Origin of the sequence: Pigmentiphaga sp. H8, from assembly GCF_003854895.1 — a bacterium.
Taxonomy (GTDB): domain Bacteria; phylum Pseudomonadota; class Gammaproteobacteria; order Burkholderiales; family Burkholderiaceae_B; genus Pigmentiphaga.
In genome coordinates this window covers 4,634,680-4,659,283 of sequence record NZ_CP033966.1, presented here as the reverse complement: position 1 = coordinate 4,659,283, position 24,604 = coordinate 4,634,680, and the positions used below count along the sequence as shown (strand labels likewise).

Sequence of the window (24,604 nt, the reverse complement as noted above, 5' to 3'; positions counted from 1 at the left end):
TTAGCGGCGCGAACGCGCCCTCTGCCCGAAACAGGCATGGTCCCGAGCTGTCTCTGCGATAGCGACCATGCAGGTGTGCCGCCAGTCGTCCTGACTGCGGCGCGATGTGCAGCCAAGCAGGTTGTGGCCTTGATGTCCGGAGTCGTATCTCGATCGCTTCCGGATGCGGTTTTTTTGTGGCCCGCCGTTGCAAGGAGGTAAGTATGCCCGACGCGCAGTCGAGCTCGTCGACGGAGCAGCCCGACCCCCGGCCTCGACCGGGAATCACGGATTGGTGCCGCTCCATCAATAGTTATGTAGGCCTGGCCGTGCTCGCCATGGCCGCCGTAGTGTGGTCTGTTCCTGGTCTGCGTGACCAGGCTTCGCAATTCACCGCGTTCAACGGTGTCGAGACGCCCGTGGCCGAGCCGGCCCAGGTCGATGTCGCCTCCGCCGTTGCCGCGGCGGCCGCCGTCGCGGCCGTGGCCGACAACGTACAACCGCATGCCCAGGCGACGTCTTTCCTGGGCTCGATGGGTAATGCCGCCAAGCCGGCGCAGAAGCCGCACGCGACCAAGGTGTCGGCCGTGCAGTCCGAGTCCCTGGGCCGCTATATCGCGCGCAAGTACCGGGTCTCGAACGAGGCTACCCGCATGCTGGTTTCCACCGCCTATGGCGTGGGACAGGAAATGGGCCTGGATCCGCTGCTGCTCCTGGCGATCATCGCCATCGAGTCCAGCTTCAATCCGTTCGCCGAAAGCCATGTCGGCGCCCAGGGCCTGATGCAGGTCCTGACCCGGGTCCACACCGAGCGGTTCGAGCCGTTCGGCGGTAGCCAGGCCGCCTGGAATCCGGTGGCCAACATCCGTGTCGGCGCGTCGATCCTGAAGGAATACATCGAGCGTGGCGGTTCGCTGACGGCCGGCCTGCGCATGTACGTGGGCGTGGGCCCCGATGGCACCAGCCCGTACGGCGACAGGGTCCTGGCCGAACGCCGCCGCCTGGCCTCGGCCGCGGGCGTCAACACCGAACTGCCGGGCACCGCACCGGCCACGCCGGCGCGCTCGGCGTCGGCCAAGCCTATACCCATCCCCACCGATCCGTCCTCGGAAGCGGTGTCGGTCAAGGGCACCGAACCCGGCTCTCCCGCCGTCATGTAGGCTCGTCCCCGGGCCTGCGCCCGGGCGACGTTTCCGCCGGCCTTTCCGGCCGGTTGCCGGATGCGGCATCCAGATGCCGCAGCTTGTCCGGATTGCGCGTGACGTAGATCGCCGCCACCTTGTCCTTCTCGATCAGCAAGGCCGTTGCCTGCAGGATCCCTCCGCGCTCGATGGTCAGGAAGCCCGGCAGGCCGTCCAGCATGCGCGTTACCCGAGCAATCGCTCCATGCGCGCCACGCCTTCCTGCAACCGGGCCAGGTCGGTGGCGTAGGAAAAACGCAGGTAGGAGGCGGTCTCGGCGGTTCCGAAGTCGCGGCCCGGCACCGCGCACACCCCGGCCTCGTGCAGCAGGCGCGTGGCGAAGGCCGCGCTGTCGGCCGCATGCGCGCGCACATCGCTATATATATAGAAGGCGCCGTTGGGCTTGACCGGGACCGTCAGTCCCAGGCGTTCGAACTCGGGCAACAGGTAGTCGCGCCGCTGGCGGAAGGCTGCCCGGCGCGCCTCGAAGATGTCGAGCGATTCGGGCTGGAAGCACGCGAGCGCCGCGTGCTGGGCCAGCGTGGACGGGCAGATGACCAGGTTCTGCGCGAGCTTCTCGAACACCGAGACCAGTTGCGGCGGCACCACCAGCCAGCCCAGGCGCCATCCGGTCATGTGGAAGTACTTCGAGAAGCTGTTGACGATGATGAGATCGTCGGCCAGCGCCAGCGCCGACCGGCGGTCGCCTTCGTAGCTCAGGCCCAGGTAGATCTCGTCGACCAGGGTGAAGCCCTGGCGGCCGCGTACCTCGCGGATCAGCTCGGCCAGCGCGTCCGGCACGATGGAGGTTCCGGTGGGGTTGCCGGGCGAGGCCACGATCACGCCGGCGGTGCGCGGTGTCCAGTGGCGCCGTATGTGGTCGGCCGCAAGCTGGAAGCGGTCGCCGGGGCCGGCCGGGATCAGCACGGGCTCGCCGCCGGCCGCGGTCACGATGTGGCGGTTGGCCGGATAGGTGGGGTCGGGCATCAGCACCTGGGCGCCGGCATCGACGAGGGCGGTGCAGGCCAGGAGCAGCGCGCCCGAGGCGCCGGCGGTGACGATGATGCGTGACGGATCCACGGCCACGCCGAAGCGCGTCTGGTAGAAGCCGGCGATCGCCTCGCGCAGGGGGGCGATGCCGACCGCCTCGGTGTACTGGGTCCGTCCTTCGCGCGCGGTGCGTTCCAGCGCCTCGACCACGGCCGGGACGGCGGTGAAGTCGGGTTCGCCTATGCTCATCTGCACGATGTCGCGGCCCTGGGCCTGCAGGGCCGCCGCCTGCTTGACGACCTCCATGGCGTAGAAGGGAGCGATGCGGGCGATGCGGGGGGAGAGGCGCAGCATGGTGGTCGGACGGCGGGTGGTGGGTGGGCGGCGCCGTCGCGGACGCGGCGCCGATGGGGGCTCCATGCCGTCCATGATACGCCCCGCCGCAGGCAGGGGGCGGATGGCCGTCCGCGCGCCCGCGCCGTTACAATGGACGGCATGGCACCGCTTGTTTCGTTACGTTCCATCTCCGGCCGCACCTTCCCGCCGTCCTGGCCCGAAGGCCGGCTCGGCCTCCCTCCCGGGCCGGCTTCCGGCGCGGAGTCCCTGTCATGAAACCCGGCCGCCGCGCCTTTTTCCTGCCCCGCATGCTGTCGGACGCGCCCTGGCCGGCCTTCTGCCAGCGCCTGGCGCGCATGGCCCGTGGCCAGGTCAGCGACGAGACGCCGCAGGCCGATGCCCCCGGGCGCGGGCGCCTGGTCGTGGCCCGGGAAGAGGACGTCTATCATGCCGCCGCGCTGTGCCGCGAGTTCGGCGTGCTGCTGGTGCAGCCCGGCGCGCGCGAAGCGGCCCTGCCGGCCGACCGCGGCTGGCTGCGGCTGGACACCTCGCAACTGGCGGCGATCGAATCTTTCGACGAACGTGCCGGCACCATCGTGGTGCAGTCGGGCTGCTCCATGGGAGCGCTGCGCGAGCGGCTGGCGGGAACGCCGTGGCGCTGGCATGCGGGCGCCGACCTCGAACCGGTCGGCGCCTGGCTGCTGCGTACCCGCGGCTGGCTGCCGGGCCGCTGCCGGGACTCGGGCCTGGACGCCGCCCAGGTGCTGCTGGCCGATGGCGCGTTCGAGCAATTGGGCCCTTTCGGGGTCGAATCCACCCAGCCCCTGCGTTCCACGTCGGCCAGCCGCCTGGTGTCCGACCTGTTTCAACTGGCCACCGATTCGGCGGTCGCCGCGATGCTGGAACTGCCGGTCTGGCCGGCCGGCTACCGGATCGACGCGCTCGTGCCGCGCGCCGCCGCGGGCGGCGAGCCGGTGCCCAACCCCGCGCATTTCCTGCTGGGCAGCGAAGGCACCCTGGCCTGGGCCGGACGATTCCGGCTGCGTTTGCGCGATGCCGGGGAATCGCCTCCGGTGCTGTCCGTGCAGGAGCGCGAAGACCGGGCTTCGGGCCGGGAAACCCCGGCCGACCGGCTCGACGCCATGGTCAAGGCCACGTTCGACGCGGGGAGTGTTTTCCCCTCGTCGGTTGTATAACCCGTGCGGGGAGCGGATAATCCGCACCTCGCATAACTTCGTGTGACCGCCCTGCGGGCGTTATTTTTCCATGGCTCAACCCCTCGACCCCAATCTGCGCAAGGCCGCCCTCGAATATCACGAGTACGGCCGTCCGGGCAAGATTTCCATTGCTCCGACCAAGCAACTCGTCAACCAGCGCGACCTGGCTCTGGCCTATTCCCCGGGGGTGGCGGCGGCGTGCGAAGCCATCGTCGACGACCCCGCGGCCGCGTTCCGCTACACCGCGCGCGGCAACCTTGTCGGCGTGATCTCCAACGGCACGGCGGTGCTGGGCCTGGGGGCGATCGGCGCGCTGGCGTCCAAGCCGGTCATGGAAGGCAAGGCGGTCCTGTTCAAGAAGTTCGCGGGCATCGACGTGTTCGACATCGAGGTCAACGAGACCGACCCCGACAAGCTGGTCGACATCATCGCGGCGCTCGAGCCGACCTTCGGCGGCATCAATCTGGAAGACATCAAGGCGCCGGAGTGCTTCGCGGTCGAACGCAAGGCCCGCCAGCGCATGAACATCCCGGTGTTCCACGACGACCAGCACGGCACGGCCATTACCGTGGCGGCCGCCGTGCTGAACGGCCTGGCCGTGGTCGGCAAGAAGATCGACGAGGTCAAGCTGGTGGCGTCGGGCGCGGGCGCCGCGGCGCTGGCCTGCCTGAACCTGCTGGTCGACCTGGGCCTGCCGCTCGCCAACGTCTGGGTGACCGACATCGAGGGCGTGGTCTGGAAGGGCCGCACCACGCTGATGGATCCCGACAAGGAACGTTTCTCGCAGGAAACCGACAAGCGCACGCTGAGCGAGGTGATCGAAGGCGCCGACGTCTTCCTGGGCCTGTCCGCCGGCGGCGTGCTCAAGCCCGAGATGGTGGCGGCCATGGCCAAGCGGCCGCTGATCCTGGCGCTGGCCAACCCCACGCCGGAAATCCTGCCCGAGATCGTGAAGTCGGTGCGCGACGACGCCGTCATCGCTACCGGCCGTTCGGACTATCCGAACCAGGTCAACAACGTACTGTGCTTCCCGTACATCTTCCGGGGCGCCCTGGACGTGGGCGCGACCACCATCACGCGCGAGATGGAAATCGCCACGGTCCACGCGATCGCCGAACTGGCGCGCCAGGAGCAGAGCGAGATCGTCGCCGCAGCCTATGACGTGTCCGATCTCGCGTTCGGTCCGGAATACCTGATTCCCAAGCCCTTCGATCCGCGCCTGATCGTGCGCATCGCGCCCGCCGTGGCGCGCGCGGCCATGGACTCGGGCGTGGCCACGCGGCCGATCGCCGACATGGACGCCTATGTCGAGCAGCTGCAGCAGTTCGTCTATCACTCCGGCGCCTTCATGCGCCCCCTGTACGGCGCGGCGCGCCGCACGGTGCGCGAGGGCGGCAAGGCCCGCATCGTCTACACCGAGGGCGAGGACGAGCGCGTGCTGCGCGCGGTGCAGGCGGTGGTGGACGACGGCCTGGCCCGGCCCATCCTGGTCGGCCGTCCGGCGGTGCTGGCCAAGCGCATCGAGAAGCTCGGCCTGCGCATGCGCCTCGGGCAGGACGTCGAGGTCACGAACACCGAATTCGACGAACGCCACCGCAACTATTCCCAGACCTACTGGGACATGACCAAGCGCAAGGGCATCACCAAGGAATACGCGAAGATCGAGATGCGCCGGCGCCTGACGCTGATCGGCGCGATGATGGTCCACCAGGGCGATGCCGACGGCATGATCTGCGGTACGGTCGGCCCTTACGTCAACCACCTGCAGTTCATCGACGAGGTCATCGGCCGCAATCCCAGCGCCAAGGTCTACGCCGCGATGAACTTCCTGGTGCTGCCGCAACGCACCGTGGTGCTGGTCGACACGCACGTGAACGAGAATCCGGACGCCGACCAGCTGGCCGAGATCACCATCATGGCGGCCGAGGAAATGAAGCGCCTGGGCGTCGAGCCCAAGGCCGCGCTGCTGTCGCATTCGAACTTCGGTTCCAGCGATTCGCCGTCGGCGGTCAAGATGCGCCAGGCCCTGGCGCTGATCCAGGAACGCGCGCCGTGGCTGGAAGTGGATGGCGAGATGCACGGCGACTGCGCCATCGACGAAGCGGTCCGCAACCGCATCATGCCCGACAGCACGCTCAGGGGCGAAGCCAACCTGCTGGTGTGCCCCACCATCGAGTCGGCCAACATCGCCTACAACCTGCTGAAGACGGCGGCCGGCAACAACGTGGCCATCGGCCCCATCCTGCTCGGCTGCAAGGCCCCGGTCAACATCCTGACCGCCAGTTCGACGGTACGCCGCATCATCAACATGACCGCGCTGACGGTCATGGATGCCAACGCCTCGCGCCTGGATGGCAGCGGCGGACGTTGATCCCGCCGCGGGGGCCGCGCGCGCGGCCCCCACCGTGCCGGTGCTGCGGCCCGCATGCACCGGCCTCGTGCTTGCCGGCGGCGGCGCCCGCGCCGCCTACCAGGTAGGCGTGCTCAAGGCCATCGTCCGCATCCTGGGCGAGCGGCCCGGCGGCCTGCACGCCAATCCCTTCCACGTCCTGTGCGGCACCTCGGCCGGCGCCATCAATGCCGCCGTGCTGGCCTGCGGCGCCCATCACCTGCCGCAGACGATCGAGCATATGCTGGACGTCTGGGAGAATTTCCACGCCGCCCAGGTCTACCGGACCGATGCGCTGCACACCGTGCGCGGCGGGGGAAGCTGGCTGTCCATGTTGTCGTTCGCGCTGATGATGGCCCGCGTGGGCCGGAGCAAGCAGCCCGCGCTGCTGGACAACCAGCCCTTGGGAGAACTGCTGCGCGGCGTACTGGACTTCGGCCGGCTGGACGCCAACCTGGCCGACGGCGTGGTCCAGGCGCTGGCCATCGCCGCCACCGGCTACACCTCGGGCCAGCACATCACCTTCTACCAGTCGGCCTACGAGATCGAGCCGTGGCGCCGCTCGCTGCGCGTGGCGGTGCGGGCCGAGATCGGCGTCGAGCACCTGCTGGCGTCCAGCGCGATCCCGTTCGTGTTCCCGGCGCGCCGGCTGCTGGTGCACGGCGAGCCCGAGTGGTGCGGCGACGGCTCCATGCGCCAGCTCGCTCCCATCAGTCCCGCGATCCACCTGGGCGCCGGCCGCGTGCTGATCATCAGCGGCGGCCATTCCGAGGCGGATCCCCGGCGCCGGACCGGAGCGCCCACCTACCCGACGCTGGCCCAGATCGGCGGCCATGCCTTGTCCAACATCTTCCTGGACAGCCTGGACGCCGACATCGAGCGCATCCAGCGCATCAACCAGACCCTGTCGCGGCTGCCGGCCCAGGAGCGCTGGAGCGGGACGCTGCGCCCCATACGCGTGCTATCGATATCACCCAGCCAGCGCCTGGACGAGATCGCCGGCCGCCACCTGGACAGCCTGCCTCCGGCGATGCGCAGGCTGATGCGGGGCATGGGCGTCTCGTCCGGTTCCGAGGCGCTGACCGGCGCGTCGCTGGCGTCCTACCTGCTGTTCGAACCCGGCTACACACGCGAGTTGATCGCCCTGGGGTTTGGCGATACGCTCATTCGCAGCGACGAGGTGCTGGCTTTCTTCCGTACCGACGAGGAATAGCGATGTCTTCGACTCTAGGCCGTTTCCTGCGCGGATTCGCGATCGCGCTGCTGTGGCTGGTGCTGGGAGCCGGCGCCTGGGCCCGGGGGCCCGCGCCCGGCACGGTCGATGCGCGCGACCTGCCGCCCGAGGCGCGCCAGGTGCTGGCGCAGATCCAGCAGGGCGGGCCGTTCCGGCATGCCCGCGATGGCGTGACGTTTTATAACCGCGAACGCCTTTTGCCCGTGCGGGCGCGTGGGTACTATACCGAGTACACCGTGCCTACGCCCGGTGCGCGCAATCGCGGCGCCCGGCGCATCGTCGCCGGCAAGGGCGATACGGGCAACCCCGCCACCAGTGGAGAATACTGGTATACCGCCGATCACTACGCGTCGTTCCGGCGCATCCAGGAGTGATCCATGTCCTCGAATGCGAGAAACCTGAACGAATGCCTCAAGACCGGCGGCGCCCTGGCCGACCCGGACCTCGACGTGAAGGCCTTGCTCCAGGCCGCGCGGCACTTGAAGCTGGCCGTCTACGAGGTTGACTGTTCGCGTGCCAAGAGCAAGTCCGCCGTGTTGCGGGCGATCGCCAACGCGGTCGATTTCCCCGAGCATTTCGGCGGCAACCTCGACGCCCTGTACGACTGCCTGTGCGATACGGTGCTCGATCAGCCGGCCGGCATGGTGCTGGCGCTCTGGCAGTTGCACCAGGACGATCCCGGCCTGTCCGAGCATGCGGCGGCCATTGCCCAGGTGGGCGAGGACGTGGTCGAGTTCGCGCGCGAGAACGGCAAGGCCTTCACCTTCGTCCTGGACAAGGCCGACGGCGCCGCCGAGCCAGGCCGCACCCATTCCGCCTGAGTCCCGGCGCTTCCCCTATCCCTGCCGGACGCGGCGCCGGTACTCCGAGGGAGACAGGCCGAAGCGCTGATGAAAGCGGCGGGTGAAATACGCCTCGTCGCTGAAGCCGACGGCATTGGCTATTTCGAAAATGCGGTCTTCGCTGTGGGCAAGCAGGTCCTGGGCGCGGTCCATCCGCTTGACCGTCACCCAGTCGACGAAGGCCAGCCCCGTGTGCTTCTTCAACAGCTGCGACAGGTAGTTGGGCGACAGGAACGCCGCCTCGGCCACGCTGTACAGGGAAAGCGGCTTGTCCAGGTTCTCGTCGATGTGGCGTATCGCCCGTTTCAGGGCGTCGGTGCGGCCCTGAAGATAGATGCGCCGTTCGGTCAGGCCGCGCAATTCCGCTTCGAAGCGTTCGGTGGTGAAGCCGATCAATTCCAGCAGCGTGCCGCGTATGCGTTCCAGCGTGCCGAGCCGGCGCCGGTGGTTGAGCGCGGTCATGTGGCGCAGCAAGCCCTGGATGTGGGCGAACTCCTGGTCATCGAATTCGAAGTCGATGTGCCCTTCGTACAGGAAGGGGGCCAGTTCGGGGTAGTCCGTTAGCGAGACCTCTTCCATTTCCAGCGGCGACAGGTCGAAGTCGCGCCGCAGGAAATTGGTGGCGAAGTTGATGATGGTGTAGCTGGGCTCGCAGGGGTTGTATGCGCAGTGCACCCGGTAGGGCAGCACGAAGATCAGCGACCGCGCGCGATACTGGCGGCGCTGGCCGCTGATGACCTGGCTGGCGCCGCCCGTGGCATTGACCTGGATCTGGAAGAACTCGTGGCGGTGCGGCGTGGAGACCGCGGGCCGGACCGTGTGGTCCCGGATGTCGAAGTCCAGCCGTTCGGACCGCTCGACCATGCGGTAAGTCTTGATCGACGGGTCGTCGACCCGGATGCCCACGGCGTCGCTGTGCATGGCGCCTCCTGTTTCCCATGGTGGTGCCAGCGACGCTGGCGAGGCCGTGGCCTTATCTGATGGCGTGTTCCGGAGCCGGCCAGTCGCCGATGTAGGACATCAGCATGCGGTTCTCGAAGCTCTGCTGTTCATGGACCGCTTTGGCGACATCATGGAACGAAACCACGCCTTGCAGCAAGCCTCGGGCCACCACCGGGATGTAGGACTGGTGATGCGACACCATCAGCGAGCGCAGCACGTGCAGGTCCATGTCGGGCTGGGCGACGATGGGCTCGGGATTCATCACGTGCGACACCCGCAGCTCGGCCACGGGCGGGGTGGGCCCCTGCCGCAGTTCCTTCTGGCGCCGGGCCAGCACGCGGATCACTTCGCTGAAGGTCAGCAGGCCCGCCAGGATGTGGCGGTCCATGACGACCAGCGAGCCGATGTCCTGGTCGGCCATGGTGATGACGCATTCGGACAGGGGCGTGTCCGGCGCGACGGTGTACAGCGCCTTGTCCTGGATCCTGAGTATGTCGCTGACGCGCATCGTGTGTCTCCCTGGAGCATCTTCACGGTCTTGGCCCGGGCGGCGTGCCAAGCAGGAAATCGAAATCGCAGCCGCCGTCGGCCTGCAGCACGTGCTGCTGGTAGAGGCGGGCATAGCCGCGTTCGGCCCGCGGCGGCGCGGCTGGCGATTCGGCGCGCCGCCGCGCCAGTTCGGCCTCGGGCACCAGCAGGTCGATGCGGCGGTCCCTGACGCTCAGGCGTATGCGGTCGCCGTCGCGGATCAATCCGATGGGGCCGCCCGCGGCGGCTTCGGGCGCGACGTGAAGCACGATGGTGCCGTAGGCGGTCCCGCTCATGCGGGCGTCCGAGATGCGGACCATGTCCTTGACGCCGCGCGCCGCCAGTTTCTTCGGGATGGGCAGGTAGCCGGCCTCGGGCATGCCGCTGCCACTGGTGGGGCCGGCGTTCTGCAGCACCAGGAAGTCGTCGGCCTCTACGTCCAGGTCGGGATCGTCGATGCGGCGCGACAAGTCCTCCAGCGATGCGAAGACGACCGCCCGGCCTTCCCGTTCGAACAGCGTCTTGTCGGCGGCCGAGCGTTTCAGGATGGCGCCGCGCGGCGCCAGCGAGCCGAACAGCGCCACCAGTCCGCCCACCGGTTCGACCGGATCGCTGGCGCGCTTGACGACGGTATGGTCCACCCAGGCGCCGCGCTCGGCCTCCAGGCGCTCGCCCAGCGTCTCGCCGGTAACGGTCAGGGCGTCCAGGTGCAGGGTGGGCGCCAGTTCGCGCAGCACGGCGGACAGGCCGCCGGCGGCGTAGAAGTCCTCCATGTAGTGGTCGCCGGTGGGTTTCAGGTTGACCAGCACCGGCGTGGTGTCGGACCACGCGTTCAGTTTCTCCAGCGACACGGGGATGCCCAGCCGGCCGGCGATGGCCGTCAGGTGGATGATCGCGTTGGTCGAGCCGCCCAGCGCGAGCAACACGCGTACCGCGTTCTCCACCGACCTGGGCGTGATGACCTGGCTTGGCCGTATCGGCTGGTGGATGAGACGGACGGCCAGGGCGCCGCTGGCTTCGGCGGCGCGCAGCCGGTCCGCGTGCACGGCGGGAATGGCGGCGGTGCCCGGCAGCGACATGCCCAGCGCCTCGGCGATGCAGGCCATGGTGCTGGCGGTGCCCATGACCGCACAGGTGCCGGCGGTGGTGGCCAGCCGGCCTTCGACCTGACCGATTTCCTGGCCGGCGATGTCGCCCGCCCGGTAGCGGGCCCAGAAGCGACGGCAGTCGGTGCAGGCGCCCAGCTTCTCGCCCTTGTGGCGGCCGGTCATCATGGGACCGGTCACCAGTTGCACCGCGGGCACGTCGGCCGCCGCCGCGCCCATCAACTGGGCGGGCACGGTCTTGTCGCAGCCGCCGATCAGCACCACCGAGTCCATGGGCTGGGCGCGCACCATCTCTTCCACGTCCATGCTCATCAGGTTGCGGAACATCAGCGAGGTCGGGCTCAGGAACACCTCTCCCAGCGAAATGGTGGGAAAGTCGATCGGCAGGCCGCCCGCCGCGAGCACGCCGCGCTTGACCGCCTCCACCAGCTCGGGCATGCCGCGATGGCAGTTGTTGAAGCCCGAGCCGCTCGAGGCGATGCCCACCACCGGCCGCCTGAGCATCTCGGTGGAGTAGCCCATCGACTTGGCGAAGGACCGGCGCAGGTACATGGCGAAGCCGAAGTCGCCGTAGTTGGTCAGGCCGCGCGCCAGTCCGTGTTCCTGTTGTTCTTCCATGTCTTGGTCCTGTCGGGGGGCGCGGCGGTCAGAGGCGCGCGCGGATCAACTTGGGTTGCAGGTAGTCGTGGATGCCCAGCGAGCCGCCTTCCCGGCCCATGCCGCTTTCCTTGATGCCACCGAAGGGCGCTTCGGCGCAGGCCAGCAGCACTTCGTTGATGCCGACCATGCCGCACTCCAGCGCCTCGGCCGCGCGCGTGGCGGTACCGAGCGCGTTGGAGAACACATAGCCGGCCAGTCCGAAGGGCAGGGCGTTGGCGCGCGCGATCGCGTCCTCGAAGCGCGAGAAGGGCGTCAGCGGCGCCACGGGCACGAAGGGTTCCTCGTTCATGATAGCCGCGTCGGCCGGGACGTCGGCCAGCACCGTGGGTTCGAAGAAGTAGCCGCGCGGCAGGGCGGCGGGCCGCTTGCCGCCCGCCAGCAGGCGTGCGCCGCGGGCCAGCGCGTCGTCCACCAGCGATTGGGCGTGCGCCAGGCCCCGCGCGTTGGCCAGCGGCCCCATGTCGCTGTCGGCGGCCGATCCGGGCCGGAGCGACCGCGCCACGTCGGCGAAGGCGTCGCAGAAGGCAGGATAGATGGCCTCGTGCACGAAGAAGCGCGACGGCGAGATGCAGACCTGGCCGCAATTGCGGAACTTGGCGCGGGCCAGCGCCGTGGCGGCGGCGACCGGATCGGCGTCCTCGAACACCAGCGCCGGCGCATGGCCGCCCAGTTCCATCGAGACCTTCTTGATGCCGGCGGCGGCGTAGCCCAGCAGGCGGCGTCCCACGTCGACCGAACCCGTCAGCGACACCTTGCGCACCAGCGGCGATTCGATCAGGTGCTTAGAGATCGATCCCGAGTCCCCCGTGACGAGGTTGATCGCGCCGCGCGCCACGCCCGCATCGTGGCAGGCCTGCACCAGGGCCATGCACGAGCCTGGCGCTTCGCTGGCTGGCTTGATCACCACCGAGCAGCCGGCGGCCAGCGCGGCGGCCAGCTTGCGCGCAGGCAGCAGCGCGGGGAAATTCCAGGCCGAGAAAGCCGCCACCACGCCAACGGGGTCAAAGCGGACCGTCATCCTGACGTCCGGCGTGCGCCCCTCGATGGTCTGGCCGTAGATGCGCTTGGTCTCCTCGGCGTACCACTCGAACTGGTCGGCCGCCGCCTGGGTCTCGCCGCGGGCCTCGGCCAGCGGCTTGCCGGTTTCCCGGGCCATCAGCCGGGCGATGGCTTCCTCGCGCGCGCGGATCAGGTCCGCCGCGCGCCGCAGGGCCGCGCTGCGTGCCCAGGGCGATTCCTGGCGCCACCGCGCCAGCCCCTCCCGCGCGCTCGCCAGCGCGGCGTCGAGGTCGGCGGGCGTCGCGACAGGCACGAAGCCGATGATCTCCTCGGTGGCGGGGTCGAACACCTCGCGCGCGGCCAGGTCGCGCGCCGCCAGCCACTCGCCGTCGATGTAGAGGCCGTACTCCTGGTAAAGGCCGAATTGTTCGCGCTTCACGTCTGTTCCTCAGATGTCCATGGATAGATAGCGCTGTTGCACTTGCTCGCACCAGTTGCCGACGTTCCACGAACCGTAGGCCCCCAGCCCGCCCCGTTCGTCGCTGCCGGCATAGACCGGCACGTGCACGACCGACAGCCCCGGGTGGGCATGCGCCTCGCGCAGCGCCTGCTGCAGGCTCCTGGCGGTATGGCCGCCCCAGACGGCCTTGACGCCGCGCACGGCCAGGGCCATCGCCACGTAGTCCACCGCCACGCCGTCGTTGGTGCGGAAGTCGACGCCGTACTGCGCGTGCTGCAGGCTGGAGATCGCCGCCATCCGCCGGTTGTCGAAGATCACGATCATGCCGTTGGCGCCGTGCTCGACCGCGCTGATCAGCGCTTGCGGATTCATCATGAACGAGCCGTCGCCGGTGAACGCGACGGCATAGCGCGGCCGGGCCGCCAGGCCCGAGGCCACCACGGCGCAGGTGGCGAAGCCCATGTACGAGGCGCCCGACTCCGTGTAGGTCCGGAAGGGCGTGTCGTCCTCGACCGTCTGGAAGCCATTGGCCTGCACGTCGCCGGCGTCGAACAGCTTGACGGCGTCGATGTCGCGGGCGAAGTCGGCGACGATCTTGATCGCCTCGGGCTGGGTCAGCACGATGCCGTTCCAGACTTCGTCGTGAAGCCCACCCAGGTTTTGCCGCGACGCCAGGAAATCCTTCCAGGCGCGCTTGGCGGCGGCGCATTCGTCCAGCCAGCCCTGCCGGCCGAGCGAGGTGTCGCGCACGACCACCAGCGCCGACAGCAACTGGTCCAGCACGGCGCCGATGTCGCCATGCAGCCCCAGCGTGCGGTTGTAGTGCGCCACGTCGTCCAGGTCGCCGTTGATGTTGATCACGTCGCGCGCACGGGGATAGCCGGTGCCCGAGCAGTCCGACTGGCACACCGCGCGCGAGCCGATCACCACCAGCAGCTCGGCGCGTTCCATCGCATGGTTGCCGCTGATCGAGCCTTTCGATCCGCCCACGTGCATGTTCTGCGGATGGGCATCGGGCAGCACGCCGGTCGAGCCGGGAGACAGCACGGCGACCGCGCCGGTGGCCTCCACCAGCCGGCGCACCGCCGCCGCATGGGCCCGCGCGCCGCCGCCCGCCTTGACGACGATGCGGTCGTACTTGCGCAGCAGCACCGCGGCTTCCTCGATCGCCTCGGGGTCGGCCACCGCCTGCCGCGCCACCCGCAGGCGCTCGGGCAGGGCCGCCAGGTTGAGCTGCTCGATGCGCCGCGGCTGGGTGTTCAGCGGCAGCAGGAGGTAGAAGGGGCCCGGTTTGAAGGGATGATGGACGCGCCGCGTGCCGCGCCGCAGCGCATCGCGCAGCGCCTCGGGCGTGTGCAGCACGTAGGAGTCCCCCATCAGGGCCGTCATCTGCCCATAGACATGCTGGACGGGACGGGGCACCTGCTGCATGTTGTAGCCTTCGCCGTGGGTCGTCTCGTCGCCGTAGATGTGATAGAGCCCGACGCCGTTCGAGGCGGCCGCCAGCGAGCCCGCCATGGCCTGCAGCGCGCCGGGGCCGATGGAGGTCACGACCGCGCAGGTCTCGCCGTGGATCCAGGCTAGCGCGGTGCCGGCATGGGCCATCTCGACCTCGTTGCGGAAGTTGAAGACCCGCGTCACGCCGGCCTCGGTGTAGACGCGCAGGACCTCGCCCAGGTCGGTGGAGCCGTGGCCGAAGATCGCCAGGTACTTGCATACGCCCTGCCGCAGCAGCCCCAGCACCAGGGCTTCCGACAGCGAGACCGAGACGCGCCGGCTCAAGAGGCCTTGTTCGAGCGCCTCCTGCAGGCCGCCGGCGCGGGCGATGGCGGCCGCGCGGGCCTGCATGCCCGCGGAGTCCGGCAACTCGGTCCTGGGCAGATCCACCGTTTGATTCATGTCGTGCTCCCGTGCGGCCGCCGCCAGGCGGCCAGTGTTCAGAACTTCGCCTGCGGCTCCGGCGTCTTGCGCAGGCCCACGTCGGTCATCAGCTTGGCCAGCAGCACGTCCTCGGTGGCGATGGTGTGGCCGAAATCCGGCGCCGACTGGAAGGCCGGCACGAAGCCCAGCTTTTCCCCCTGGGTCTTGAACTCGGCGCTTTCCACGGCCTTGCGCACGGCCGCTTCCAGCCGCGCCACCACGGGGGCCGGCGTACCCTTGGGCACCGCGATGCCGCGCCACATGTCGGCCTGGAAGTCGAAGCCCTGTTCCCGGGTGGTCGGGACGTGGGGGAAGGCCGGCTCCCGGTTGGAGCCCATCACGCCCAGGACCTTCAGCGTGCCGGCCTTCACGTGCGCGGTCAGCGCGCCCGGAAGCTGAACCAGCGCGTCGATGTGGCCGCCGATCAGGCTGGTGACCACCTGGGATGCGCCGAAGGCGACATGGGTCACTTCGGCCCGCGTCTCGTGGAAGAAGGCCACCGCGGAGGTATGGGTATGGCTGCCGAAGCCGGAGTTGCCGAGCCGGATCTCGCCGGGCCGCTTCTTCGCGTCCGCGACCAGGTCGCGCAGCGAGTTCCACGGCGCGTCGGCCTTCACCGCCACCACGGGCAGTTCGACCGAGACCCGGGCCACGGGATCGAAGGCCTTGTAGTCGAACGGCACCAGTCCCTGGTAGTAGGCGGTGGAAATGGAGTTGGAGTTGAAGACGATCGAGTAGCCGTCGGGCTTGCGGGCCTGCACGTACTTGTAGCCGATGGCACTGCCGGCGCCGGGGCGGTTCATGACCGTGACGGGCTGGCCGAGTTGGCGCGACATGCCGTCGGCCAGGACACGGGCGACCACGTCGGCGGACGAGCCGGCGGGAAAGGGTACGGTCATCTCGACGGGCTTGTCCGGAAACTCGTCGGCCGTGGCGGATGCCGCGTGGGCGATGGCCAGGGTCGACATACCGATGGCGCACAGCCATCCCTTCGCTGTCTGCCTGCGAACGTTCATGGTCGTCTCCTACCTCTGTTTGACCGCCGGGACCGTCCGCGTCGTTGGCGTGTAGCGGCTAGGGGCGGTAAGTCGGGAAATGAGTCATGCCACCTTGCGTTGCTCCCTGGGTTGCACGGCCCGCTTCAGACGCAGGGCCTCCAGTACGCGCTCGGGCGTGGCGGGAAGGTGCGTCATGCGTACTCCCACTGCATCGTGGATCGCGTTCACGATCGCCGGCGCGGTCGGGGTCAGGCATGGTTCGCCGATGCCCTTGACGCCCAGGGGCGTCTTGGGGTCGGGTTCGTCGATCAGCACCGACGTGACATGGGGCACGTCCAGCGTGGTCGGCAGGATGTACTTGGCCAGTCCGGGCGTGGTGGTGTGGCCGGCGGCCTGGCTGTAGGCCTCCATCAGCGCGTGGCCCACGCCCATGACCACGCCGCCCTCGATCTGGCCCTCGACCTGCTGCGGGTTGATTACCCGCCCCACGTCATGGGCCGCCCAGACGCCCAGCACCTGCACCTCGCCGGTGTCGGTGTCCACCTCGACCTCGGCGATCTGCGTGCCGAACACATAGCTCTGCCATGGCGTCGCGGCGCCGGTTTCTGGGTCGAGCGCGGTGTGCGCCGAGGTGAACAGCCCGCTGCCCACGATGACGATGCCGCGATCCTTCTTCAGGACGTGCACCGCATGTTCCATGCTCATGCGCTGGCTGGGCGAGCCCGCGACCCAGACTTCGCCGGCGCGGGCGCGGATGGACGCGGGGCTGACCTGCCAGAGGTCGGCCATGGCCGCGGCGAACTTGCCGAAGGCCTCGCGGCAGGCCAGCGCCACCGCGTTGCCTATCATGTAGGTCATGCGCGTGGCGCCGGCGTGGGCGGCCTCGGGCACGCGCGCCGTGTCGTTGTCGGCCAGCACCACGTCCTCCGGGCGCACGCCGGTTTCCTCGGCGGCGATCTGGCACAGCCCGGTCAGCACGCCTTCGCCGATCTCGGTCACGCCGGTGGCCACCTTCAGCGTCCCGCCGTCGTCGATCTCGACCCAGACGGCGGCCCGATCCATGGCGGCGGTGCGGGCGATGCCGTACCAGCCGCAAGCCATTCCCCGGCCTCGTTTCTTCATGTCGTCTCCTTGTCGGTGGCCATCGTGCCCAGGCCCAGCGTGCAGGGCGCGCGGGTGCCCGGGCCGCCCAGGTCGATGCGCGCGGGCTCGCCCCGGGCTTCCCGGTGCGGCACGCCCGGATCCCAGCGCGCGGCCGCCAGCGCGGCGTCCAGGCAGGCGGTGGCCGCCACGCGGTCCAGCGGCTGCCGGGTATGGGTGGTCGCGCCGTCCTGCATGAGGTTGAGGCGCCGCAATTGCGCCGGGTCCATGCCCAGCCGTTCCGCGCACAGGTCCAGGTGGGACTCGGTGGCGAACTCGGACTGGAACGCACCGAAGGCCCGGAACGCGCCGCTGGGGGTGTTGTTGGTATAGACGCCGATGGCATCGACCCACACGTTGGGAATGGTGTAGGGGCCGGGCCCCAGGATGGCGGACTTGTTCATGACGCCCGGCGTCGACATGGCGTAGGCGCCGCCGTCCGACACCATGATCATCCGGGTGGCGACGATGAGCCCGCCGCGCCTCAGGCCCATGGTGTAGTCGATGCTGAACGGATGCCGCTTGGCGCTGGCCGCGATGCTTTCCTCGCGGGTGAACACGTAGCGAACCGGCCGGCGCGTGCGGATGGCGGCCAGCGCCAGCATGCCCTGGTACAGCATGTCCTCCTTGCCGCCGAAGCCGCCGCCCACGGTACTCATGATCATGCGCACCTTGTTGATGGGCCGGCCCAGGATCCTGGCCAGCATGTGGCGGTGGTGGGTGATGTTCTGGCTGGGCGACATCACGGTCACGCAGCCGTCGGGCTCCAGGTAGGCCAGCCCCGCCTCGGGCTCCAGGTAGGCGTGTTCCAGGGCCGAGGTGCGGTAGGTTTCCTGGACGACGAGGTCGGCCTCGCCCAGTCCCGCCTCGACATCCCCCTTGCGTATGCGCGTGTGCTTGCAGATATTGCCGGGCGCGAAGCCGTGCAGTTGCGGGGCGCCTTCCTTCATGGCCTCGAAAGGATCGAACACGCCCGGCAGGAGGTCGTAGGTCACGCGGATCCGCTTCACGGCCTCGCGCGCGATGTCCGCGGTCTCGGCCACCACGGCGGCGATCCCCTCGCCCACGTAGCGGACCATGCCGCGCGCCATGATGGGCTGGTCCTCGATGAAGACGCCGAAGTTGTCGACCCCGGGCACGTCGTCGCAGGTCAGCACGCATTCCACGCCCGGCATGGCGCGCGCCTCGCCCACGTCCAGCCGCTGGATGCGGGCGTGGGGGTGCGGGCTGCGCAGCACCTGCATGTGCAGCATGTTGGGCATCCACAGGTCGGCCGCGTACTTGATGGCGCCCGTGACCTTGGCCGGCGCGTCCAGCCGGCGGGTGCGCGAGCCGATGAAGCTGTCGGTGGCGGCTTCTTCCAGGTCTGTTTCCGGGCGCGTGCCGTTCAGCACGTCGCGGGCCATGGCCACGGCGTCCAGGATCTTCTGGTAGCCGGTGCAGCGGCAGATGTTGCCGCCCAGCCCTTCCTTGATCTCGTCCAGGCTGGCCCGCGGCCGCTTGCGCAGGGTGGACGTGGCGGCCATCACCATGCCGGGGATGCAGTAGCCGCACTGGCTGGCGCCACATTTGTGGAAGGCGCGCTGGATCACGGTCATGCCCTGGTCCGCGTCCAGGTCGTCCACGGTTTCCACGGTCCTGCCGTGGATCTTCTGCACGGGGGCGAGGCAGCTCTTGATCAGCGTGCCGTCGACGAACATCGAACACGTGCCGCATTCGCCCGCGCCGCAGCCTTCCTTGTTGCCCGTCAGCTTCAGTTCCTCGCGGACGAAGTCGATCACCCGGTAGTGGATGGGGACGGTACGCGCCACCTTGCGTCCGTTGACGGTCGCGACGATGTGCGTCGTGGGCGGATGGGCGGCATCGAAACCCGATGGGTCAGGCATGGACGATCTCCTGGGGCAGACGCTGTACCGCCAGCCCGCATTGTTCGAGCGCGGCGACCAGGCCGCGTTCGACGAAATTCACCAGGACTTCGCGGCGGTACTCCTGGCGGCTGCGCGAACGCACCCTGTCGGCGGCCAGCACGGCGGCCTCGCGTATCGCCGCGGGTGTCGGGCGCTGGCCGCGCAGGGCGGTCTCGGCGTCGCCCAGCCGCTCGGGCACCGGGCCGACCGCGCCGATCGCGATGCGCACGTCGGCCAGCGTCCTGCGCGCCGGCTCGAGCCGGGCCAGCACCGCCAGGCAGACCGTGGAGATCACCAGCGAACGGCGATGCCCGACCTTCTCGAAGGCGCCGCCATGGCCGGGCACGGCGTCGCAGTCGATGCGCACCAGGATTTCGTTGTTGCCGAGCCGGGTCCGGCCCGGGCCGGTGATGAAATCCGCCAGCGGCATCGCGCGCTCCCGGATGCCGGCGCCGTCGCGGGCGGCAAGCACCACCCGGGCGTTCATGGCCAGCAGCGCCGGCAGCGTGTCGCCAGCCGGCGATGCGTTGACCAGATTGCCGCCCAGGGTGGCCTGTTCGCGGATCTGATCGTCGGCGAACCAGACCGCGCACCGAGCCAGCAGGCCCGCGTCGCGCAGCAGCAGGGGATGCCGTTCGCACGCCGCGATGGACGTGGCGGCGCCGATGCGCAGCACGCCATCCTCGCCCGTGACGGCCGTCAGCGCCGGGATCGCACCGACATCGACCAGCGCCGGCAGGTGGACGTCGCCGGCGCGGCCCTCGCGCGCCCAGGGCAGCAGGTCGGTGGCTCCTGCCACCAGGCGCGCCCCCGGCGTGGCCTGCAGGGCGTCGAAGGCTTCGTCCAGGGTCGTCGCCGTCACGTAGCGATCGAAGGTCAGCATCGCCCGCTCCGTCAGGCCGCCTGCTGGTTCATCTTCACCACGACCTTGATGGCGTCGTCGATGCGCTCGCGCGCATAGCGCAGCGCCGTCGGCACTTCCTCGAGCGGAAAGGTGTGGGTGTGGATGATCTTGGCGTTGAAGCGCTTCTGCGCCATCAGGGAGGCAGCGCGATGGGTGGCGCTGCGGCCCTCGCCGCGGATGCCGAACAGATAAATGTTGTTGCGGACCAGGGCGGCCACGTCGATGGCAACCGGCTCGGCCGGGAAAGCGGCCAGGCAGATCCGGCCGCCGCGCTTGAGCATGGCCGAGGCGTCGTTGATGGCGTTCGGCGCGCCCGAGCATTCCAGCACGTAGTGCGCGCCGCCATTCGTGTATTCCTTGACCTTCGCCACCGCGTCCTCGTTGCGCACGTTGATGACATGGTCGGCGCCCAACTGGCGGCCGATCTCCAGGCGGTTGTCGCGGGTACCGGTCAGTATCACTTCTCCGGCCCCCAGCGCCTTGGCCACCGCCACACCCAGGAGGCCGATGGGGCCGGGGCCCATGACGACCACGGATTGCCCCGCCACCAGGCCGGCGGTCACGTCCAGGCCGTACATGGCGGTGCCCGCCGTGACGATCAGGGTGGCTTCCTCGTCGCTCATGTCGTTCGGCACGTGGGCCAGCGTATTGACGTTGTTGATGGCGTACTGGGCGAAACCGCCGTCGGTGGTGAAACCGTTGGCGCGGTGCCCCTTGTCCACGTCGCCGTAGTTCTGCCCGTAGTTCAGGCAGGCCGTGTACATGCCCTCGCGGCACCGTTCGCAGCGGCCGCAGCCGGCGTGGACCTCGACCGCCACGCGGTCGCCCAGCCTGAACTCGTCCACGCCGGGGCCCAGCTTCACGATGGTGCCCATGTATTCGTGGCCGGGCGTGAAATTCTTGTTGAACGGCAGGCCGCCCTGGATGAGCGCGGGCGGACCGCGATGAATGATCTCCAGGTCGGTGGCGCACACGGCGATCGCGTCGATCCGGACCAGCACCTCGGCCGGGCCGGGCTGGGGCACGGGCTTGTCCACGAACGACAGTTGCTCGGGGTCGTCCAGGACCCAGGCCTTCATGGTCTGCGGGATCGTGTAGGTGTTCTTGAACGCGGTTTCGGTAACGGTGTTCATCCGTGAGTCTCCTCTGCGGCGTGTGGGGATGGGCGGACTGTATAGGCGTGCCGCGGCCGCGAACAAGGGTTGCCGGACCCATCTCGCGGATCTGTTCAAGACTTTCCTGGTTTTGTCCAAGCCCTGGCCCGGATGTGACGATTCTTAACGGCGGACGTCTTTTTTCGCCGTCTCGCCGCCGTTACCATGGCAGTGGCAGGCGGCCGGTGCGCGGCCGTGCCCCACAAGGAGGAAGGTGCGATGAAACGCCACATTGCGGCAATGCTGTTCCTGGGAACGTCCACGCTCTGCGCGCCGGCCCTGGCCGACCTGTCGATTCCGATGGCCACCGTGGACGCCCAGGGCAAGGGGCAGGACATCGGCAAGGTCACGGTGAAGGAAACGCCCTATGGCCTGGTGTTCACGCCGGCGCTGAGCGGCCTCGCGCCGGGCCTGCACGGCTTCCACGTCCACCAGAATCCCAGTTGCGATCCCGGCCAGCAGGACGGCAAGCCGGTGGCCGCGCTGGCGGCGGGCGGCCACTACGATCCCAAGAAGACGGGCAAGCATGGCGAGCCCTGGGACGACGGCGGCCACCTGGGCGACCTGCCCGCCCTGTACGTGGACGCTGGCGGCAAGGCGAACTACCCGGTGCTGGCGCCCAAGCTCAAGAAACTGTCCGAGGTGCAGGGCCACGCGCTGATGGTGCACCAGGGCGGCGACAACCATGCGGACCACCCCATGCCGCTGGGCGGCGGCGGCGCCAGGATGGCTTGCGGTGTGATCTGACGGGGGCTCGCCCCCGTCAGATCCAGTCCAGCTTGGCGGACAGGGCCGAGATCAGCGCGGTGCCGGCCGTCTCGGTGCGCAGGATGCGGTCGCCGAAGCGGACGGCGCGTACGCCGTGGCGGGTGGCCAGGGCGTATTCCTCGGGCGACCAGCCGCCTTCGGGGCCGACCAGCAGTTCCAGGTCGGCCGGCGCGGCGGGCAGGTCGCCCAGCCACTGGGTAAGCCGGATCTCGGCGTCGGGGTCGCAGAACACCCGCTGGCTGCCGTCGGGCACGGGGCGCGACAGCCATTGCTCGGGCGTCAGCGGCGCGGACACGATGGGGACGCGGTTGCGGCCGCACTGTTCGCAGGCGGCAATCGCTACCCGCTGCCAGTGCTGCACCCGCTTCTCCAGGCGCTCGCCCGACAGCTTGAGGATGCTGCGGGCGGCCGCCAGAGGCTGGATGGCGTGGGCGCCCACTTCCACCGCCTTTTCCACCACCCAGTCCATCTTGTCGCCCGACGGGATGGCCTGGGCCAGCACGATGCGGCCCGGCAGCTCGGCCTCCCGCGAATCGTGGGTGCCCAATTGGGCCGCAGCCGCCCGGCCGTCCACTTCCAGCTGCGCGGGGTACTGGCCGCCTCGGCCGTTGAACAGGACGATTTCCTCGCCGTCGCGCAGGCGTAGCACGCGCAGGGCATGATGGGCGATGGGCGCGGGCAGATCGAGCCGGGCGCCGGATTGCAGGGGAAGGTCGACGTGGAAGCGGGGCAAGGGCATGGATGGGAGAGCGATGTAACTTTTGACAAGCATCCTGGCCCCCGAAAGGGCGGGGGACTTGTACGAATGTTAAACTCGAAAGCTTTGTAGCAGCGGGTTTTCCCGCCGGAACGAGTGTCTTCATGAGCAATCAAGCCGCCTCTCAACTCAATATGGCGGATGCCATCCGTGCACTGTCCATGGATGCCGTCCAGAAGGCCAACTCGGGCCACCCCGGGGCGCCCATGGGCATGGCGGAAATCGCCCTCGCGCTCTGGCATGGACACCTGCGCCACAATCCGGCGAATCCCGCCTGGGCCGACCGCGACCGCTTCGTGCTGTCCAACGGCCACGGCTCGATGCTGATCTATTCGCTGCTGCACCTCACGGGCTACGACCTGCCCATCGAGGAACTGCGCAATTTCCGCCAGATGCATTCCAAGACCCCGGGCCACCCCGAGGTCGGCATCACCCCGGGGGTCGAGACCACCACCGGTCCGCTGGGGCAGGGCGTGTCCAACGCCGTGGGCATGGCGCTGGCCGAGGCGCTGCTGGCGGCCGAGTTCAACCGTCCGGGCCTGCCCATCGTCGACCACTTCACCTATGCCTTCGTCGGCGACGGCTGCCTGATGGAAGGCATCTCGCATGAAGTCGCCTCGCTGGCCGGCACGCTCAAGCTGTCCAAGCTGGTCGTGCTGTACGACTCGAACGGCATTTCCATCGACGGCGAGATCAAGTACTGGTTCGCCGACGACACCGCCAAGCGTTTCGAGGCCTACGGCTGGAACGTGATCCGCAACGTCGACGGCCATGACGCCAAGGCCATCGAGGCCGCCATCGCCCAGGCCAAGTCGCAGGCCGGCAAGCACGGCGGCCCGACGCTGATCGAATGCCGTACCGTCATCGGCAAGGGCGCGCCCACCATGGCCGGTACCGACAAGGTCCACGGCTCGCCGCTGGGCGACAAGGAAATCGCCGCCACCCGCGAAGCCATCGGCTGGCCCTATGCGCCCTTCGAGATCCCGGCCGAGGTCTATGCGTTCTGGGACGGCAAGGCCAAGGGCGCGCAGACGGAAGGCGCCTGGAACGAGCTGTTCGCCCAATACGCCGCCCAGTTCCCCGAGCAGGCCGCCGAATTCGAGCGCCGCATGCGCGGCGACCTGCCGGCCGAGTTCGCCGAGAAATTCGCCCAGTTCCTGGCCGAGACCAACCAGAAGCAGGAAACCGTTGCCACCCGCAAGGCCTCGCAGTTCGCCATCACGGCGCTGGCCGGCATGCTGCCCGAGCTGCTGGGCGGGTCGGCCGACCTGACCGGTTCCAACTACACCGACTGGAAGGGCGTGGCGCCGGTGCGCGCCGGCAAGGACGGCATCGAGTTCGGCCGCCACATCAACTACGGCGTGCGCGAGTTCGGCATGGCCGCCATCATGAACGGCATCGCGCTGCATGGCGGCTACCTGCCGTTCGGCGGCACCTTCCTGACCTTCTCCGATTATTCCCGCAATGCCCTGCGCATGGCGGCGTTGATGAAGCAGCGCGTGGTGCACGTCTTCACGCACGACTCCATCGGCCTGGGCGAGGACGGCCCCACCCACCAGTCCGTCGAGCACGCGGCCAGCCTGCGCCTGATCCCCAACCTGGCGGTCTGGCGTCCCTGCGACACCACCGAGACCGCGGTGGCCTGGGGCGCGGCCGTCGAGCGTCCGGCCAGCATCGGCATGGATGTGCATGCCGGCGGCCCGTCGGCGCTGCTGCTGTCCCGCCAGAACCTGCCTTTCGTCGAGCGCGACCAGGCCACCATCGCGAACATCTCGCGCGGCGGCTACGTGCTGCGCGACGCGCTCAACCCGCGCGCCGTGATCATCGCCACCGGCTCGGAAGTCGCGCTGGCGCTGGCCGCGCAAGAAGCGCTGGCCAAGGACGAGATCTTCGTGCGCGTGGTGTCCATGCCGTGCACGCAGGTCTTCGACAAGCAGGACGACGCCTGGCGCCAGCACGTGCTGCCGCGCAGCCTGCCGCGGGTGGCGGTCGAGGCCGGGGTCACCGATTACTGGCGCAAATATGTAGGCCTGGACGGCGAGGTCGTGGGGATCGACACCTACGGCGAATCCGCGCCGGCCGGCGTGTTGTTCAAGCATTTCGGATTCACCGCCGAACGGGTCGTCGAGGCCGTCCGGAAGCTGGTGGGCTGAGCGGGGCAGTCGTCCACCAACGTCACAGATTCTTCTCATC

At 69.2% G+C, this 24,604-nt stretch carries 20 protein-coding genes and 1 pseudogene; 8 read left to right on the top strand and 13 right to left on the bottom strand.

Translation table 11 applies throughout. The annotated features are described in order from the left end of the window. Window positions 1–317: 317 nt before the first annotated feature. On the top strand, window positions 318–1,139 hold the full coding sequence (locus EGT29_RS21940; protein ID WP_161567911.1) for a transglycosylase SLT domain-containing protein: 822 nt from the start codon (window positions 318–320) through the stop codon (window positions 1,137–1,139). Between the two features lie 70 nt (window positions 1,140–1,209). Here the strand turns inward: EGT29_RS21940 and EGT29_RS28805 are convergent. Both EGT29_RS28805 and EGT29_RS21930 read right to left on the bottom strand, forming a co-directional pair. Beyond that, a pseudogene (locus tag EGT29_RS28805) lies at window positions 1,210–1,338 on the bottom strand (RNA polymerase sigma factor SigJ); the annotation flags it as partial. A gap of 8 nt (window positions 1,339–1,346) precedes the next feature. After that, on the bottom strand, window positions 1,347–2,504 hold the full coding sequence (locus EGT29_RS21930; RefSeq protein ID WP_124690975.1) for a pyridoxal phosphate-dependent aminotransferase: 1,158 nt from the start codon (window positions 2,502–2,504) through the stop codon (window positions 1,347–1,349). A 254-nt stretch (window positions 2,505–2,758) separates the two neighbouring features. Here EGT29_RS21930 and EGT29_RS21925 point away from each other — a divergent pair, with 254 nt between their 5' ends. The 5 genes from EGT29_RS21925 (at window position 2,759) to EGT29_RS21905 (ending at window position 8,147) form a co-directional block, all read left to right on the top strand. Next, window positions 2,759–3,682 (top strand): FAD-binding protein, encoded by a 924-nt coding sequence (locus tag EGT29_RS21925; RefSeq protein WP_124690974.1) that lies wholly within the window; start codon window positions 2,759–2,761, stop codon window positions 3,680–3,682. Between the two features lie 70 nt (window positions 3,683–3,752). After that, a complete protein-coding gene (locus EGT29_RS21920) occupies window positions 3,753–6,074 on the top strand; it encodes an NADP-dependent malic enzyme (protein ID WP_124690973.1) in 2,322 nt (773 codons plus the stop codon). Further along, window positions 6,055–7,305, top strand: coding sequence for a patatin-like phospholipase family protein (locus EGT29_RS21915; RefSeq protein ID WP_124692471.1), 1,251 nt, complete (start codon window positions 6,055–6,057; stop codon window positions 7,303–7,305). The genes EGT29_RS21920 and EGT29_RS21915 overlap by 20 nt, the downstream gene beginning before the upstream one ends. A gap of 2 nt (window positions 7,306–7,307) precedes the next feature. Beyond that, entirely contained in the window at window positions 7,308–7,700 is a 393-nt protein-coding gene (locus EGT29_RS21910; protein WP_124690972.1) for a ribonuclease domain-containing protein, read from the top strand. Window positions 7,701–7,703: 3 nt separating this feature from the next. Further along, the gene (locus tag EGT29_RS21905; RefSeq protein WP_124690971.1) at window positions 7,704–8,147 is read left to right on the top strand and encodes a barstar family protein; all 444 of its coding nucleotides are present in this window, start codon (window positions 7,704–7,706) and stop codon (window positions 8,145–8,147) included. A gap of 15 nt (window positions 8,148–8,162) precedes the next feature. On the opposite strand, the gene EGT29_RS21900 is transcribed toward EGT29_RS21905, so the two are convergent. From EGT29_RS21900 to EGT29_RS21860, 10 genes are all read right to left on the bottom strand, one after another. Continuing rightward, on the bottom strand, window positions 8,163–9,089 hold the full coding sequence (locus EGT29_RS21900; RefSeq protein ID WP_124690970.1) for an AraC family transcriptional regulator: 927 nt from the start codon (window positions 9,087–9,089) through the stop codon (window positions 8,163–8,165). A 52-nt stretch (window positions 9,090–9,141) separates the two neighbouring features. Continuing rightward, a complete protein-coding gene (locus EGT29_RS21895; RefSeq protein WP_124690969.1) occupies window positions 9,142–9,618 on the bottom strand; it encodes a CBS domain-containing protein in 477 nt (158 codons plus the stop codon). Window positions 9,619–9,640: 22 nt separating this feature from the next. Then, a complete protein-coding gene (locus EGT29_RS21890; protein WP_124690968.1) occupies window positions 9,641–11,362 on the bottom strand; it encodes an IlvD/Edd family dehydratase in 1,722 nt (573 codons plus the stop codon). A 28-nt stretch (window positions 11,363–11,390) separates the two neighbouring features. After that, window positions 11,391–12,842, bottom strand: coding sequence for an NAD-dependent succinate-semialdehyde dehydrogenase (locus EGT29_RS21885; protein WP_124690967.1), 1,452 nt, complete (start codon window positions 12,840–12,842; stop codon window positions 11,391–11,393). A 9-nt stretch (window positions 12,843–12,851) separates the two neighbouring features. Next, window positions 12,852–14,762: a thiamine pyrophosphate-dependent enzyme gene (locus tag EGT29_RS21880; protein ID WP_124690966.1), complete on the bottom strand. Its 1,911-nt coding sequence runs from the start codon at window positions 14,760–14,762 to the stop codon at window positions 12,852–12,854. A 38-nt stretch (window positions 14,763–14,800) separates the two neighbouring features. Next, window positions 14,801–15,799, bottom strand: coding sequence for a tripartite tricarboxylate transporter substrate binding protein (locus tag EGT29_RS21875; RefSeq protein ID WP_124690965.1), 999 nt, complete (start codon window positions 15,797–15,799; stop codon window positions 14,801–14,803). Window positions 15,800–15,883: 84 nt separating this feature from the next. Further along, on the bottom strand, window positions 15,884–16,903 hold the full coding sequence (locus EGT29_RS28880) for a xanthine dehydrogenase family protein molybdopterin-binding subunit (protein WP_202865557.1): 1,020 nt from the start codon (window positions 16,901–16,903) through the stop codon (window positions 15,884–15,886). Further along, a complete protein-coding gene (locus EGT29_RS28875) occupies window positions 16,900–18,807 on the bottom strand; it encodes a molybdopterin cofactor-binding domain-containing protein (RefSeq protein ID WP_202865556.1) in 1,908 nt (635 codons plus the stop codon). The genes EGT29_RS28880 and EGT29_RS28875 overlap by 4 nt, the downstream gene beginning before the upstream one ends. Then, window positions 18,800–19,711, bottom strand: a complete 912-nt coding sequence (locus EGT29_RS21865; protein ID WP_124690964.1) for a xanthine dehydrogenase family protein subunit M — start codon at window positions 19,709–19,711, stop codon at window positions 18,800–18,802. Before EGT29_RS21865 ends, EGT29_RS28875 begins: the two co-directional genes overlap by 8 nt. A gap of 11 nt (window positions 19,712–19,722) precedes the next feature. Further along, window positions 19,723–20,865 carry a zinc-binding dehydrogenase gene (locus EGT29_RS21860; protein WP_124690963.1) on the bottom strand — a complete coding sequence of 381 codons (1,143 nt, stop codon included), beginning with the start codon at window positions 20,863–20,865 and terminating at the stop codon, window positions 19,723–19,725. 240 nt (window positions 20,866–21,105) lie between these two features. Between EGT29_RS21860 and sodC the strand changes: the two genes are divergently transcribed. Beyond that, on the top strand, window positions 21,106–21,633 hold the full coding sequence (gene sodC, locus EGT29_RS21855; RefSeq protein ID WP_124690962.1) for a superoxide dismutase family protein: 528 nt from the start codon (window positions 21,106–21,108) through the stop codon (window positions 21,631–21,633). Window positions 21,634–21,649: 16 nt separating this feature from the next. Here sodC and EGT29_RS21850 read toward each other — a convergent pair whose 3' ends face one another. Continuing rightward, window positions 21,650–22,393: a 16S rRNA (uracil(1498)-N(3))-methyltransferase gene (locus EGT29_RS21850; RefSeq protein WP_124690961.1), complete on the bottom strand. Its 744-nt coding sequence runs from the start codon at window positions 22,391–22,393 to the stop codon at window positions 21,650–21,652. Window positions 22,394–22,515: 122 nt separating this feature from the next. Between EGT29_RS21850 and tkt the strand changes: the two genes are divergently transcribed. Next, a complete protein-coding gene (gene tkt / locus EGT29_RS21845) occupies window positions 22,516–24,564 on the top strand; it encodes a transketolase (protein WP_124690960.1) in 2,049 nt (682 codons plus the stop codon). The last annotated feature ends 40 nt before the right edge of the window (window positions 24,565–24,604 follow it).

Bases quoted from the DNA above. Each gene is read 5' to 3' on its own strand.
- EGT29_RS21915 (WP_124692471.1), top strand. From the start codon at position 6,055: ATGGCAGCGGCGGACGTTGATCCCGCCGCGGGGGCCGCGCGCGCGGCC.
- EGT29_RS21920 (WP_124690973.1), top strand. From the start codon at position 3,753: ATGGCTCAACCCCTCGACCCCAATCTGCGCAAGGCCGCCCTCGAATAT.
- EGT29_RS21890 (WP_124690968.1), bottom strand. From the start codon at position 11,362: ATGGAAGAACAACAGGAACACGGACTGGCGCGCGGCCTGACCAACTAC.
- EGT29_RS21895 (WP_124690969.1), bottom strand. From the start codon at position 9,618: ATGCGCGTCAGCGACATACTCAGGATCCAGGACAAGGCGCTGTACACC.
- EGT29_RS21850 (WP_124690961.1), bottom strand. From the start codon at position 22,393: ATGCCCTTGCCCCGCTTCCACGTCGACCTTCCCCTGCAATCCGGCGCC.
- sodC (WP_124690962.1), top strand. From the start codon at position 21,106: ATGAAACGCCACATTGCGGCAATGCTGTTCCTGGGAACGTCCACGCTC.
- EGT29_RS21905 (WP_124690971.1), top strand. From the start codon at position 7,704: ATGTCCTCGAATGCGAGAAACCTGAACGAATGCCTCAAGACCGGCGGC.
- EGT29_RS21860 (WP_124690963.1), bottom strand. From the start codon at position 20,865: ATGAACACCGTTACCGAAACCGCGTTCAAGAACACCTACACGATCCCG.
- EGT29_RS21900 (WP_124690970.1), bottom strand. From the start codon at position 9,089: ATGCACAGCGACGCCGTGGGCATCCGGGTCGACGACCCGTCGATCAAG.
- tkt (WP_124690960.1), top strand. From the start codon at position 22,516: ATGAGCAATCAAGCCGCCTCTCAACTCAATATGGCGGATGCCATCCGT.
- EGT29_RS28880 (WP_202865557.1), bottom strand. From the start codon at position 16,903: ATGAAGAAACGAGGCCGGGGAATGGCTTGCGGCTGGTACGGCATCGCC.
- EGT29_RS21865 (WP_124690964.1), bottom strand. From the start codon at position 19,711: ATGCTGACCTTCGATCGCTACGTGACGGCGACGACCCTGGACGAAGCC.
- EGT29_RS21925 (WP_124690974.1), top strand. From the start codon at position 2,759: ATGAAACCCGGCCGCCGCGCCTTTTTCCTGCCCCGCATGCTGTCGGAC.
- EGT29_RS21940 (WP_161567911.1), top strand. From the start codon at position 318: ATGGCCGCCGTAGTGTGGTCTGTTCCTGGTCTGCGTGACCAGGCTTCG.
- EGT29_RS21875 (WP_124690965.1), bottom strand. From the start codon at position 15,799: ATGAACGTTCGCAGGCAGACAGCGAAGGGATGGCTGTGCGCCATCGGT.
- EGT29_RS21930 (WP_124690975.1), bottom strand. From the start codon at position 2,504: ATGCTGCGCCTCTCCCCCCGCATCGCCCGCATCGCTCCCTTCTACGCC.
- EGT29_RS21880 (WP_124690966.1), bottom strand. From the start codon at position 14,762: ATGAATCAAACGGTGGATCTGCCCAGGACCGAGTTGCCGGACTCCGCG.
- EGT29_RS21910 (WP_124690972.1), top strand. From the start codon at position 7,308: ATGTCTTCGACTCTAGGCCGTTTCCTGCGCGGATTCGCGATCGCGCTG.
- EGT29_RS28875 (WP_202865556.1), bottom strand. From the start codon at position 18,807: ATGCCTGACCCATCGGGTTTCGATGCCGCCCATCCGCCCACGACGCAC.